At 73.7% G+C, this 13,807-nt stretch carries 9 protein-coding genes; 5 read left to right on the top strand and 4 right to left on the bottom strand.

All coding sequences use genetic code 11. From position 1 onward, the window contains the following. Positions 1 to 125: 125 nt before the first annotated feature. The gene (afsR, locus tag AC3ERT_RS12780) at positions 126 to 3,074 is read right to left on the bottom strand and encodes an SARP-family global regulator AfsR (protein ID WP_335970865.1); all 2,949 of its coding nucleotides are present in this window, start codon (positions 3,072 to 3,074) and stop codon (positions 126 to 128) included. Positions 3,075 to 3,551: 477 nt separating this feature from the next. Between afsR and AC3ERT_RS12775 the strand changes: the two genes are divergently transcribed. Further along, entirely contained in the window at positions 3,552 to 4,319 is a 768-nt protein-coding gene (locus AC3ERT_RS12775) for an AMP-binding protein (protein ID WP_335970867.1), read from the top strand. Positions 4,320 to 4,482: 163 nt separating this feature from the next. Here the strand turns inward: AC3ERT_RS12775 and AC3ERT_RS12770 are convergent, their stop codons facing one another. After that, positions 4,483 to 6,018 (bottom strand): CehA/McbA family metallohydrolase, encoded by a 1,536-nt coding sequence (locus tag AC3ERT_RS12770; protein ID WP_435131298.1) that lies wholly within the window; start codon positions 6,016 to 6,018, stop codon positions 4,483 to 4,485. A gap of 380 nt (positions 6,019 to 6,398) precedes the next feature. On the opposite strand from AC3ERT_RS12770, the gene AC3ERT_RS12765 reads away from it, so the two are divergent. The 4 genes from AC3ERT_RS12765 to AC3ERT_RS12750 all read left to right on the top strand — a co-directional run bounded on the left by AC3ERT_RS12765 (position 6,399) and on the right by AC3ERT_RS12750 (position 12,433). Then, positions 6,399 to 7,625 carry a phosphodiester glycosidase family protein gene (locus tag AC3ERT_RS12765; RefSeq protein ID WP_435174076.1) on the top strand — a complete coding sequence of 409 codons (1,227 nt, stop codon included), beginning with the start codon at positions 6,399 to 6,401 and terminating at the stop codon, positions 7,623 to 7,625. A gap of 383 nt (positions 7,626 to 8,008) precedes the next feature. Further along, complete coding sequence (locus AC3ERT_RS12760; protein ID WP_335970873.1) at positions 8,009 to 9,112, top strand: ADP-ribosylglycohydrolase family protein; 1,104 nt, start codon at positions 8,009 to 8,011, stop codon at positions 9,110 to 9,112. Positions 9,113 to 9,289: 177 nt separating this feature from the next. Further along, complete coding sequence (locus tag AC3ERT_RS12755; RefSeq protein WP_435174050.1) at positions 9,290 to 10,492, top strand: aminotransferase-like domain-containing protein; 1,203 nt, start codon at positions 9,290 to 9,292, stop codon at positions 10,490 to 10,492. A 375-nt stretch (positions 10,493 to 10,867) separates the two neighbouring features. Continuing rightward, positions 10,868 to 12,433: a sodium:solute symporter family protein gene (locus tag AC3ERT_RS12750; protein ID WP_435174048.1), complete on the top strand. Its 1,566-nt coding sequence runs from the start codon at positions 10,868 to 10,870 to the stop codon at positions 12,431 to 12,433. A gap of 91 nt (positions 12,434 to 12,524) precedes the next feature. Here AC3ERT_RS12750 and AC3ERT_RS12745 read toward each other — a convergent pair whose 3' ends face one another. Further along, the gene (locus AC3ERT_RS12745; protein ID WP_335970879.1) at positions 12,525 to 12,734 is read right to left on the bottom strand and encodes a DUF397 domain-containing protein; all 210 of its coding nucleotides are present in this window, start codon (positions 12,732 to 12,734) and stop codon (positions 12,525 to 12,527) included. Positions 12,735 to 12,915: 181 nt separating this feature from the next. After that, positions 12,916 to 13,770 carry a helix-turn-helix domain-containing protein gene (locus AC3ERT_RS12740; RefSeq protein WP_335970881.1) on the bottom strand — a complete coding sequence of 285 codons (855 nt, stop codon included), beginning with the start codon at positions 13,768 to 13,770 and terminating at the stop codon, positions 12,916 to 12,918. Positions 13,771 to 13,807 lie beyond the last annotated feature (37 nt).

The following is a 13,807-nucleotide window of genomic DNA, read 5'->3' as shown; positions in this document are numbered from 1 at the left end:
GGTATCGACGAGTTGCCGTTCAGAGGGATGTGCCCACCGGTTCCGGCCCGCCCCTGGCGCCACTTCGGCCCCGGTCGTCCGGACGGTCGCCGCCGGCCGGGACAGCCCCGCCGCTCCCGCAGCGGTCAGCCCGCCATCCGGATCACCGACGGCGCGGAGTCCTCACCGAGCAACTGCCGTACCTCGTCGGCCTCCGGGGAGCCGAGCGCCGCGTACATACCCAGCGCGTCGTGCCAGCACGCGTGCGCCCGGACGAGCTGGCCCATGTCGGCGAGCGCGCGGCCGAGGACGGTCAGGACGTTGGCGGTGCGCCACTCGCCGCCCACCTCGCGCTGGATGACCAGGGCCTGTTCGGCCGCGGCGGCCGACTGGAGGCTGCGCCCGGCCGCGCGGTGCGCCTCGGCCAGCCGGTACAGCGTCATGCCCTCCCAGAACTGCTGCCGTGCGTCGCGGAAGATCTCCAGCGCCTCGTTGAGCCGCGCCACCGCGTCGTCGGCGCGGTCGGCCGCGGTCAGGGCGACGGCGACCGCGTACAGGCCGTTGCCGAGGCGGAATCCGACGTTCAGGTCGCGGTAGATGGCCAGCGCCTGCCGGCTCGTGCTGACCGCCGCGTCGGGGTCGCCGAGGCTCAACTGGGCCCGGGAGAGGTTGCTCAGGGCCGACGCCTCGCCGTGCCGGTTGCCGTCCGCGCGGAACGCCTCCAGGGCGGCTTCGTGGTACTCCGTGCAGTCGTCGAAGCGCTGCGCCTGGTGCGCGATGATGCCCCGCAGGTTCGGCGCGTAGCAGCAGGTGACGGGGTCCTCGGCGGCGAGCCCCACCACCATCGCGCGCCGCGCCTCCTCGTCCGCGGCGGTGAACCGGGCCGTCATCCGCAGCAGTTGGGCGACGAGCACCCGGGCCCGGCCCTCGACCAGCGCGTCCCCGCAGGTGTTCGCGGTAGCCACGACGGCGTGCGCGGCCTGCTCGTATTGGCGCGCGTAGATCCCCGACTCCATCAGGTCCTGGGCCGCCCACAGCAGGTCGGCGGCCTTGCGCATCAGGCCGCCGCAGCCCTCGCCGGCCGACTGCTCGACCGCCGCGAGCAGCACTTGCGCCTCGGCGAACAGCCACTCCAGCCCGGCGTCGCGGGAGTCGAAGGACAGGCCCGGGCGCGAGGTGCCGGCGAGGTGGTCCAGCACCCGGTCGCCGGGGTTCTCCAGCGCGTAGACCGCCTCGGCCGAGGCGAGGTAGAAGTCCAGCAGCCGGGACAGCGCCGAGCAGCGTGCCTGCTCGGTCTCGTCGCGCTCGGCGCACTCGCGGGCGTACAGCCGCAGCAGGTCGTGGAAGCGGTAACGCGCGGGCGCGGCCGACTCGATGAGGCTTATGTCGACCAGCGTCTCCAGCAGCTGCTCGGCCGTGTACGGGTCGAGGTCCAGGACGGCGGCCGCCGCGTCCAGCGAGATGTCCGGGCCCTCGGGCAGCGACAACAGCCGGAAGGCGCGGGCCTGTTCGGGTGACAGGTGCCCGTAGCCGAGGGCGAAGGTGGCCTTGACGGCGAGGTCGCCCGCCCGCAGCTCGTCCAGCCGGCGCCGCTGGTCGGCGAGTTTGCGGGCCAGTACGGACACCGTCCAGGTCCGGCGCGCGGCCAGCCGGGCGGCGGCGATCCGGATCGCCAGCGGCAGGAAGCCGCAGGCGCCCACCACCGCGAGCGCCGCCTGCCGTTCGCCGGACATCCGCTCCTCGCCGACGATCCGGCCGAAGAGCCGCAGCGCCTCCTCCGGCGACATCACGTCGAGGTCGACCAGGTGCGCGCCCTCCAGGTCGACCATCCGCATCCGGCTGGTGACCAGGGCCGCGCAGCCCGGCGTACCCGGGAGCAACTGCCGGATCTGGGCGGCGTCGTAGGCGTTGTCGAGCAAGGTGAGGACGCGGCGGCCGTCGAGGGTGGAGCGGTAGAGCGCGGCGCGCTCGGCGAGCGAGTCGGGGATGGCGGGGTTGGGCACGCCCAACGCCCGCAGGAACGCGCCGAGTACGGCCTCGGGTTCGGCCGGGCGCGGCTCGGTGCCTTGCAGGTCGACGTACAACTGCCCGTCGGGGAAAGCGTCGCGGACGGCGTGCGCGACGTGCACGGCGAGCGTGGTCTTGCCGACGCCGCCGATCCCGGCCACGGCGGAGACCGCCATCACCCCGCCGTCCCGCCCCTGTTCGGTGGCGAGTGTCAGCTGGCTGCCCAACTCCGCGACGGCGGCGCGGCGGCCGGTGAAGTCGGGGACGCTCGCTGGGAGTTGCGCGGGCCGGGCGACCTCGGGCGGCGCGGCGACCTCGGTGGCCGGCGCGGCCAGGTCCGGGTCGGCCTCCAGGATGCGCTGGTGCAGGTCGCTGAGCTCGGCGGAGGGGTCGATGCCGAGTTCCTCGGCGAGCAGGCGGCGGGTGTCGGCGTAGACGCCGAGCGCCTCGGCCTGCCGGCCGCTGCGGTACAGCGCGAGCATCAGCAGGATGCGCAGCCGCTCGCGCAGCGGGTGCTGGGCGGACAGCGCGGTGAGTTCGGAGACGGCGTCGGCGTGCGCGCCCAGTTCCAGGTCGAGTTCGAGACTGGTCTCCGACAGGCCCACCAGCCACTCGATCAGCCGGGAGCGCTGCGTCTCCGCGTACGGTCCGGGCAGGCCCGCCAACGGCTCGCCGTGCCACAGTTCCAGCGCGGACTTCAGCAGGCTGCGGGCCTTCTCCGGGTCGGTCGCCCGGATCTTCTCCGCGCCGGCGGCCAGGCGTTCGACGACGGCGTAGTCCAGGTCGTCCGGTCCGACCCGCAGCGCGTATCCACCCGAATCGGTGACCAGCGACTCGGGGCCGAGCGCCTTGCGCAGCCGGAAAGCGTACGAACGCAGCGCCGCGAGCGCGGTGTTGGGCGGGTTCTCCCCCCACAGGGCGTCCAGCAGCTCCGGTGCGGAGGCGGTACGGCCGCCGCGCAGCAGCAGTGCGGCGAGCACGGCCCGCTGCTGTGGTGCCCCGGTGGCGATCGGCTCGTCGCCGCGCCAGGCACGCACCGGGCCGAGAACCGCGTAGCGCAGGCCGCCCGGTTCCGTGCTGCTCTCCATCGTCTGCCCCCTGGATCGCCCATGCGCACCGGCCGGGCGCGTCCCCGGGCCTGGCGCTCCGCGCGTATATCTATCGTTCATCGCTGGACGGAACAGTTCTCTGCATGACATGCGGAGCCGAGAGTTCGGCCCCGTCCGTGCCAGTTTGCCGTGTCGGGCGGCCGAGGTCACCCCGTGCATGGCGCCGATCCGGCCTTGGGCCGAATGTTGGGCCGAATTCGAGGTTCTGTCTGTGCGTGCGCGGAGGTTGTGTTGTGTGGGACGGGTTCACACCTGTGTGTGTCCTGCGAGCGGATGGGTGACGAGGACGTGCGGGTGTCCGGAAAAAACGATTCGGCGGATTCCTCGGTTTCGGCCGGTTTGCGCGGGGAAAGATCATCTGTGTTCGGTGCGGTGCTCTCCTGGCCGTCGCTGCACAGGACATCCACGCTCCCGGGGACGGGACCCGTACCGCCCGCACCCTCCGGGACGGACACGGTGACCCGCGGTGGCGGGAAGCACAGCCGGCCCCGGCGCGGGCGCGGCGGTGGTTTCCGCGGCACCCCGGGCGAGAACGGGCGCCTGCCCGGTCCGCTGCTGCGGCAGCGGGCGGAGCAGCAGCCGCAGGGCATCCCCGCACTGCCCTACGGCGACCTTGCGCCCCTGACCGGGACCGCCGGGTGCAGCTTCGCCGAGCTGGACCGCCGGGCCCGGGCCGTCGCCGCGCGACTGGGCCGTGCGCTCCAGCCGGGCAGCCGCGTCCTGCTCGTGTACCCGCAAGGGCCGGACCTCGCGGGCGCGTTCCTCGGCTGCCTGTACGCGGGGATGGCCGCGGTGCCGCTCGTGCTGTCCGCGCCGGGCGCGACCAAGTCGGTGGCGCACGCCGCGCTGCGCTGCGACCCGGCGATGGTGCTCACCGGCACCGACACCTGGACACCGCTCGCGGTGGACCGGACGCGGGTCGAGGTGGTGGAGGCGGACGGGCTGCATGTCTCCGGCGAGCCCGCCTGGCGGCTGGCGCAGCACTGGCGGCCGGTGGGTGTGCTGCGCGGTGCGCCCGCCTACTACCGCTACCACGACGACGGCGCGGTCGGCGGCCGGATGGAGTCGGCGATGTCGCACGCCGATCTCGCCGAGGTGATGGACGAGTTGGCGCAGGCCGTACGGCTGGGCACCGACGAGGAGAACGTCGGCTGGATCGCCGCGGTGCACGGGGTGGAGGACGCCGTGTGGCGCATCCTGCTGCCCATTCGCGTCACGGTGTAGCGGTCGCGTGCCCGTGCTCCTGCGTGCCCGTGTGCCCGCGTGCCTGCCCGCGTGCCCGTGGCCCGGGTTCGGATACGGGTGCGGCGCCGCGCGGGGTGCGGGGTGCGCGGCGCCGCGGAAGGCGGGCGGCAGGAAGCAGGAAGGGGCCGGCCGGTGGCAGGCCCTACGCCCGGCCGAGCCAGATCGGGTTGGTGAGGGCGGCGGCGGGTCCGGGGAGCCCGGAGGTGTCGCCGGACCCGGCGGGGTGGCGCACCTCGGCACGTACGTAGGAGGAGTAGGACGCGGTGGTGGTCCACTCCAGGACCCCGGAGGCGGGCAGGGCCTGGGTGACGGTGGGGCCCTCGTCGGTGAGCAGGCGCAGTACGCAGTCGGCGGGCACCCCGCCGACCTCGAGGCGGACGGTCACATCGGCGTCGTCGGCGACCGCCAACCGCTCGCCGATGCCCGCGTGTTCGCCGTGCGGGCCGGATGCGGAGAAGGCGAGCCGGACGTCGGCGTTCTCGGCGATCCAGGAGTGGCCGGCGCGGATGCCGGCCTGGAGCGAGCGGCGGTCGAGGCCGTCGGCGAGCACCACGGTCTGCGGCAGGCCGACGACGTCGGGGTCGCGGTGCGCGTCGGAGTTGCCCATCGCGGGCACCCACTGGCCGTCGCCGCGGCGGGCGGCGCCGGTGAGGAGGTTGTCCCAGGTGAGCAGGGACGCCTCGTCGTCGGCGGTCCAGGGGCCGTTCCAGACCTCGATGGCGTCCACGTTGTCGTAACCGAACTTCCACTGGCTGGCCAGGCTGGTGCCGTACGGGTGGGCGGGCACCACGATGCCGCCGGCCCGGCGGATCTGCCGGGCGAAGCGGTCGAAGGCGTCGTCGCGCGCCCGGTAGCGCCAGTCGATCCACTCGCCGCCGTCCACGCCGATGGCGAGGTAGTGGCCGTTGCGGGTGGTGATCTCCTCGCCGGTCAGGATGAGCAGGTCGTCGCCGGCCAGCGGGCCCAGCAGCGGGTGCGCGGAGGAGGTGTTGTGGTCGCTGGAGTTGATGAAGTCGAGCTTCGCCGCCCGGGCGAGCGCGGCCAGTTGCTCCAGGGTGCGCTTGCCGTCGGAGTGCACGGTGTGCAGGTGGCAGTCGCCGCGGTACCAGCCCCGGCCGCGGCCGGGGACCTGCTCCGGCGGGTAGTCGGGCGCGGGGGTGGTGCCGGGCTCGCCCGGGGTGAGGGTGACGGTCACCGAGTAGTCCAGGCCCTGGGGCGCGACCGTGTACGGGCCGAGCACCACGTGCCAGGTGCCCGCCTCGACCGGGCCGGCCAGGTAGCCGGGCGTCGCCTGCTCCGCGCTGATCGAGAACTCCGTGCGTGCGCCGCCCGACCAGCCGCGGAAGCCCCGGCCGCCCACGTCGGTGCCGCGCTGGTCGAAGATGCCGATGTCGCAGGCGTTGCCGAGGACGCCGGCCGGCACGGCCGGCCGGTCGTAGGTGTACGACACGTCGATCTGCCGTGTCCCGCCGGGCACCTTCAGCGGCAGGTACACGAAGTCGGCGGTGCCCGTCGGCAGATGGCCGCTGAGCGTACGGGTGACGGCGGCCGCGGTGCCCCGGCCGGAGCCGGGGTCCGCGCCGGAGTCCGAGGCGGCGGCGAAGTCCACGGGGGCCAGCGTAAGGACGCCGGCCGCACCCGCGCTCGCGGAGAGCTTCAGCACATCTCGTCGGTCCATGGCCTCCACGGTCGCGCCCCCGGGTGACGCGCGCGTGGCCGCGCCCTGTGCGGACGGGGGCGGAAAGCCGAGGGATCGGTGGGGCGGCTGGGCCGTACGGGTGAGGGCGGGCGGTTGCAAGTGCATTCCGGCGGACCGCCGTACGTGGGCCGTCCGCCGGCGCCGGATGGCCACGGTCGGCGCGGGTCCGGCCTGTGTCCGGCGGGGGTGAATTCGCGGCGGCGCCGCCGCCCGGTTCCTCGTGGTTCACCGTGCGGCCCGCGCCGGGGTGGTGAAGTCCTGTGCGAAGCAAATGAGTTGCGGTCCGAGGAGCGGCAGAGGGGACGACGGTGGGCGGTCGCGCAGGGGCACAAGGGGCACACACGAAGGCGCGGCTCGGGCTGCGGGCCGGCGGCGCGGCGGTCGCCGCGCTCGGCGCACTAGCCGGCAGCCTGGCGGGAGCGTCGGCGGCGGCCGCACAAGGCGGCGGCCTGCCGTACTCCCGGGTGGAGCAGGTGGCGCGCGGGGTGACGTACGGCCAGTTCTCGGTGGACGGCGGGAAGGGCGCCGTGACGGGCTACCTGCTCACCGTCGACCTGGCGGACCCGCGGGTGCGGGTGGACCTGCTGACGCCGGGTGCGGTGGCCGAGCGCGCGCCGGTCTCCCAACTCGCCGACTCCGCCCGGGCGGTGGCCGCGGTCAACGGCGACTTCTTCAACATCACCGAGGAGCACGCCGGGGTCGCCCCCACCGGTTCGTCCGACGGGCCGGAGATCTCCGGCGGCCGGGCGCTGAAGGCGGCGGTGCCCGACGCGCAGCGCTTCGGCCCGGCGATGCCGCCCGGCGGGACCACCCGGGACGTGCTCGGCGTCGGGGTGGACCGCAGGGCCCGGCTGGACCGGCTCACCCTGGCCGGCAGCGTCCGCACCGCGCACGGCAGTTACCCGCTCGGCGGCTTCAACCAGTACGCCCTGCCCGAGGGCGGCATCGGCGCCTACACGGCCGGCTGGGGCACCGTCTCCCGCGAGCGCGCCGTCTGCGGCTCCGACACTTCCCGTGCCGCGGCGTGCAGCACCGACACCTACGAGGTGACCGTCCGCCACGGCCGGGTGACCGCCGCGGCGGACACCCCCGGGCAGGGCGCGATCGCCCCGGGCAGCACCGTGCTCGTCGGGCGGGACGCCGGCGCCGACACCCTGCGCGCGCTGCGCGTCGGCGACCGCGCGGACGTCGCCGAGCACCTGGCCCCGGCCGCCTCCCATGTGCCCTACACCTTCGCGGTGGGCGGCTTCACGGTGCTGCGCGACGGCGACCCGCTGCCCGGGCTCGACACCAAGACCGCCGCGGTCCGTACCGCCGCGGGCTTCGGTGCCGGCGGCCGCACGCTCTACCTGCTCGCCCTCGACGGCACCGCGGCCGCCGACCCCGGCCTGACCGTCGCCGAGGTCGCCGACGTGATGCGGCGGGCCGGCGCCGACGACGCGGTCAACCTCGACGGGGGCGGCTCCACCACGCTGGTCACCCGCGGCCCCGGCGACCCGGCCGCCATCGTGCGCAACAACCCCTCGGGCGTCGCGGAGCGCCCGGTGGCCAACGCCGTCGGGGTGTTCAGCACCGCCCGCAGCTGAGCCCGGCGGAACACCGGCGGGACCCGGTCAGGGACACCGGCAGGACCCCGGCGAGGCACTGACAGGAGACGAGCGGCGACCCGCGCACCCGGGCGCCGCCCGCCCCGCCCTCACCGGCTCTCCACCGCCCGCTCACCGCCGCTCCACCGCCCCCGCACAGCTCCCGCATGGCCCCTCCACCGACCGCCCGCCACACACCCCAACCGAACCACATACCTCACCTCCCCCACCCCGAACCACCGCAAACCCCGGAAAACGTCGGAAAAGACGGCCCATCGCGGACAAGCCCGCACCTACCCTCGGCCCCCCTTCCGCTCTCGGTTTCGTCGGATATCGTGCGGCGCAGCACGGATCGGATCGGGGGATGTTCGAAGGAGAGCGCTTTGACCGCTGTCTGGGGACGCGCGCAGCAACAGGACTTCCGCAGCCGGGTACGCGGCTGCCTGCTCGGTGGCGCGATCGGCGACGCGCTGGGCGCCGGCGTGGAGTTCGAGTCGCTCGACGCCATCCTCGACAGCCACGGCGCCGACGGGGTCACCGACTACGTCCCCGCGTACGGCAGGCGCGGCGCGATCACCGACGACACCCAGATGTCGCTGTTCACCGTCGAGGGCCTGATCCGCGCCCAGGTCCGCCGGGACACCGGCGCCTGGCACCCGCCGACCGACATCCACCGCGCCTACCTGCGCTGGGCGGCCACCCAGAACGAGTGGGGCCCCGACGAGCGCCGCCGGGACAGCGGCTGGCTGGCCCGCGAGGAGTGGCTGTACGCGCGCCGCGCGCCCGGCGGTGCCTGCCTCAGCGGCCTGTCCGACGACCGGATGGGCACCCTGGAGGAGCCGAAGAACCCCGGCTCCAAGGGGTGCGGTGCGGTGATGCGCTCGGCGCCGTTCGGCCTGCTGGTCGGCTGGGAGCCGCAACTCGTCTTCCAGCTCGCGGTCGAGTGCGCCGCCCAGACCCACGGCCACCCCACCGGGCAGCTCGCCTCGGGCGCCTTCGCGGTGATCGTGCACGGCCTGGCCCGCGGCGAGGCGCTGGACGGCTCCGTGCAGCACGCCCTCGCCCTGCTGGGCACCCGCCCCGGCCACCAGGAGACCACCGACGCCCTCCAGGGCGCCCTGGGCGCGGTGCGGCAGGGCATGCCGTCCCCGCAGCGCGTCGAGGCGCTGGGCGAGGGCTGGACGGCCGAGGAGGCGCTCGCGATCGGGGTGTACTGCGCGCTGGTCGCCGAGGACGTCCGGCACGGGCTGCTGCTGGCCGTCAACCACTCCGGCGACAGCGACTCCACCGGGTCGATCTGCGGCAACCTGCTGGGCGTCCAGCACGGCGAGACCGCACTGCCGCCGGCCTGGACGGCGGAGCTGGAGGGACGGGCCACGATCCTCCAACTCGCCGACGACTTCGCCATGGAGATGACCCAGTCCCCGGCGCTGCACGGCCCCGCGGGCGCCAGCCCGGCCTGGCTGGACCGCTACCCCGCCTCCTGACCGCCCTCCGGCCGTCCTGACGGCCCCCGTTGCCTCCGGTGCTCCCGGTCCGCCCCAGTCGCCCCCGCCGCCCCTGCCACCCCGCCTGTCGCGCCCTGCGCGGCCGCCGTCCGGGCCCACCGCCCGCATCGTGGAAAGTACCTGGACACCACAACGATTCTTCGTAGGCTGCACGCCATGACGACCAGCCTCCGCGGAGCACTCCCCGAACTCGCCGGCCGCGCACGCTCGGTGGGTGCGTCGCCGGTACGCGAGATCCTCGCGCTGACCGCGCGCCCGGAGGTGATCTCCTTCGCCGGCGGGCTGCCCGCGCCCGAGCTGTTCGACGCCGAGGGGCTGCGCCGGGCGTACGACCGGGTGCTCGCCGAGCGCCCCGGCACGGTGCTCCAGTACTCCACCAGCGAGGGCGACCCGGCGCTGCGCGGCGCGATCGCGGCACGCCTGGCCCGGCGCGGACTGCCGACCGACCCCGACGAGCTGCTGGTGACCGGAGGGTCGCAGCAGGGGCTGAGCCTGATCGCCACCGCCCTGCTGGAGCCGGGCGACACCGTGCTGGTGGAGAACCCGACCTACCTCGCCGCACTCCAGTGCTTCGGCTTCGCCGGCGCCCGGGTGGTCCCGGTGCCCACCGACGCCGACGGGGTGCTGCCCGACGCGCTGGAGGAGCTGGTCGTGCGCGAGCGGCCCAAGCTGCTCTACCTGGTGCCCAACTTCCAGAACCCCACCGGCCGTACGCTCCCCGCCGACCGCCGCAGCGCGGTCGCCGGGACCGCCGCGCGGCACGGGCTGTGGATCGCCGAGGACGACCCGTACGGCGAGCTGCGCTTCGAGGGCGCGCACCAGCCGCAGATCGCGTCGTACGAGGCCGCGGCCGACCGCACCGTGCTGCTGGGCAGCTTCTCCAAGGTGATGGCGCCCGGGCTGCGGCTGGGCTGGCTGCGCGCCCCGGCCGGATTCCGCCGGGCCTGCGTGATCGCCAAGCAGGCGGCCGACCTGCACACCTCGACCGTCGACCAGGCGGCGGTGGCCCGCTACCTCGCCGACAACGACCTGGACGCGCACCTCGACCGGGTGCGCGCGGCCTACCGTACGCGGCGCGACGCGCTGCTGGCCGGGCTGCCGGACGCGCTGCCGGCCGGCTCGGCCTGGAACCGCCCCGAGGGCGGCATGTTCGTGTGGGTGCGGCTGCCCGGCGGCCACGACGCCACCGCGCTGCTGCGCGTCGCGGTCGGCCACGACGTCGCCTACGTGCCCGGGGCGCCGTTCTTCGCCGCCGACCCGGACCCGGGGGCGCTGCGGATGTCGTTCACCACCCACACCCCGGCGCAGATCGCCGAGGGCCTCGCGCGGCTGGCCGAGGTGTTCCGCACACCCGCCTGACGCGCCGCGCGGGGTCGTGCCGCGGCCCCGCGCCCGTGCTCTCCCTCCCTTGCGGCCGCCCGGAACTCCCGCGTTCCGGGCGGCCGTTCCGTCGTGCCGCGCCGCCGGGGCGCGGGAATGCGGACGTCCGGCGAAGTGCCCGCTCATCGTCGGTTCGGCAGACGGGTCGTCACAATGCCAAGTTGGGCAAAGAAGAGGTAAAATCGTTCGGCTTTCTGACCTGGGTTCAGGTTCGTGAACGACGGAGCCCTTGACCGGTTCGCCGCAGCAAGGGTTCAATCCCCGAAGTCCCCACTCCCGCAAGGGGGCGACCCGCCCGAGCGAGCGGTACGGCGAAGTGCCTCACGTTCACCAGGCGGACCCCCGGGAGGGGACATGAACAGTCTCGACTGGACCGTTCTCATCGCGTACTTCGGCGTGATGGTGGCGATCGGCCTGTGGTCCCACAATCGCGTCGACGACGTCGGCGACTACTTCACGGCCGGCGGCCGGATGCCCTGGTGGCTGTCCGGCATCTCGCACCACATGTCCGGCTACAGCGCGGTGATGTTCACCGGCTACGCGGGCATCTCCTACCAGTACGGCTTCACGTCCTACGCCACCTGGGCCTTCCCGATCGCGATCGGGGTGGGCCTGGGCGCCAAGCTCTTCGCGCCGCGGCTGAACCGGATGCGCTCCCGGCTGCACGTCGCCTCGCCGCTGGAGTACCTGAAGGACCGGTACAACCTCACCACCCAGCAGGCGCTGGCCTGGTCCGGGGTGCTGCTGAAGATCGTGGACGTCGGCGCCAAGTGGGCCGCGATCGCCACCCTGCTGTCGGTCTTCACCGGCATCACGATCACCCAGGGCATCGTGATCACCGGCGCGATCACCGCGGTCTACTGCACGGTCGGCGGCCTGTGGGCCGACGCGCTCACCGAACTGGGGCAGTTCGTCATCCAGTTGATCGCCGGGCTGGCCATGCTGGTCGCCACGCTGCGGCACATCGGCGGGATCAGCGGCGTCTGGAACGTCTGGGACGAGCCCGAGCTGCACCACCACGGCCACCCCACCGCCGGCCCGTACACGACCGTCTTCCTGCTCGCGTACCTGTTCATCAAGACCTTCGAGTACAACGGCGGGATGTGGAACCAGGCGCAGCGCTACATGGCGACGCCCTCCGCCCGCGCGGCCACGCGCTCGGCGATGCTCTCCTCGGCGCTGTGGCTGGTCTGGCCGCTGGTGCTCTTCTTCCCGATGTGGGTCGCGCCCCTGCTGGTGCACGCGAACAAGGCCGACGCGTCCGACTCCTACGCGCTGCTGAGTGAACGGCTGCTGCCGCACGGCCTGCTGGGCCTGGTGGTGGTCGGGTTCTTCTCGCACACCATGGCGATGTGCTCCTCGGACGCCAACGCGATCTCCGCGGTGATCACCCGGGACATCGCACCCGCGGTCGCCAAGGGAGCCCGTACCTGGAGCGACCGGATCGGCCTGATCGCGGCGCGCACCACCACGCTGGTCTTCCTCGGGCTGTCCATGGCGGTGGCGACGCAGGTGAACTCGCCCACCTTCAAGGACATCATCACCGTGGTGATCAAGTGGGTGGCCGGGCTGGTCGGGCCGATCGCCATCCCGTTCATGCTGGGCCTGATGGCACGCTTCCGCAGGTCCGGCCCCACCGCGGCGCTCACCAGCTGGGCGCTGGGCCTGCTCGCCTTCTACCTGCTCAACTACCCGGTCAACGACGCGGTGTCGGGCGGGGTGCCGCTGCAGTACCAGATCGCCGGCCCGGTCGCGGTCTCGCTGGTGCTGTTCGTGGTGATCGGCTGGATCAAGCCGGAGGACACCCCGGAGCGGGACGCGCTCATCGCGAAGGTGGACGCCGAGGGAGCGGCGGAACCCGCCGAACGGCCCGCGGAGTCAGGGGGGTTCGGCGAGTTCGGTACGCCCGCCGCGAAGTGACCTGCCACACATGGAGCGAGCCCTCTCGGCCAGGACGGCGGCCAGTCGAGAGGGCCCCTCTGCGGTGTGAGCGACGCTTGCGCGGACGGCGTCAGCGCAGGTCGAACGCTCCGCCGTCCACGTCGGCGACGAAGGACGTCCACTCCTGCGGGGAGAAGGTGAGCACCGGACCCTGCGGGTCCTTCGAGTCACGGACCACCACGGCTTCCACGGCGGGCGACTTGACCTCGACGCAAGCGCCGTTGCCCGTCGAACGCGAGGACTTGATCCAGGCGGGGGTGCTGCCCAGCTTGATAGCCATCTCTGCTCCGGTCTGTACTGGTGAGGACGGCGCGGTAGCCACGCCACTGACTGACGTCTTCGACGCTACCGGTCAACTTCGGCCAGAGGAGGGGGCGTTCACCCATCCGGATGGCATATCCCCGGCAAAGGTTCCGCAGTGACTGGGCAAGGGCGTATTCTGCCTCCCCACCACCTCGCCGTCATGCGTAGCGCGCGGCCGCCTCGGTGATGAAGGCCCGGGTCAGCTCGGCGCTCAGCGCCTGCGCCCGCAGATGCTCGTACATCACGCTGTACGCCTGGACGTCGGTGTCCTTCTCCAGGTACAGGTCGCTGTTGACGCCCTCCAGGTACACCACGGTCGCGTCCGTGGTGTCGGTGAACTCCAGGACCGCGAACTGCCCGCTCAACCCCGGGTGCGCGCCTGCGTCGAACGGCAGCACCTGCACGGTGACGTGCGGCAGGTGGCTGAACTCGACCAGCCGGAGCAGCTGTTCGTGCATCACATGGTCGTCGCCCACCCGGCGGCACAGCGCGGCCTCGTCGATCACCGCCCACATCCGCAGCGGCGCCTCCGGGTCGGTGATCCGCTCCTGGCGGCGCATCCGCACGCTCACCCGCTTCTCGACCTGCTCGCCGGACGCCTCGGGCAGGTTCCCCGCGATCATCGCGGCGGCGTACGCGGGCGTCTGCAACAGGCCCGGCACCACCTGGGGTTCGAAGACCCGCAGGCTCGCCGCCTCGGTCTCCAGCCCGATGTAGACGCTGTACGGGATGTCGCCGAAGGCATGCCACCAGCCCTGCTGCCGGGACTCCTTGGCCATCTGCATCAGCGAGTCGACGATCCGCACGTCCTCGACGCCGTAGACGCCGCACAGGTCGCGCACGTCGCGCTGGCTGATGCTGCGGCGGCCGTTCTCGAGTCTGCTGATCTTCGACTGGGAGACCAGCAGCCGGGCCGCGACCTCCTCGGCCGTCATCCCCTTCTGCTCGCGGAGCTTGCGCAGCTCCGACCCCAGCCGGCGGCGCCTGACGGTGGGGTTCACGTTCGCGACCACAGGGACTGCACCTCCACGCTGAACCGTACTGATGGTC

The sequence above is a fragment of the Actinacidiphila sp. bgisy145 genome (genome assembly GCF_057708125.1).
Note: the sequence above shows the minus strand (reverse complement) of the source record. Positions and strands in the feature narration are given on the sequence as shown.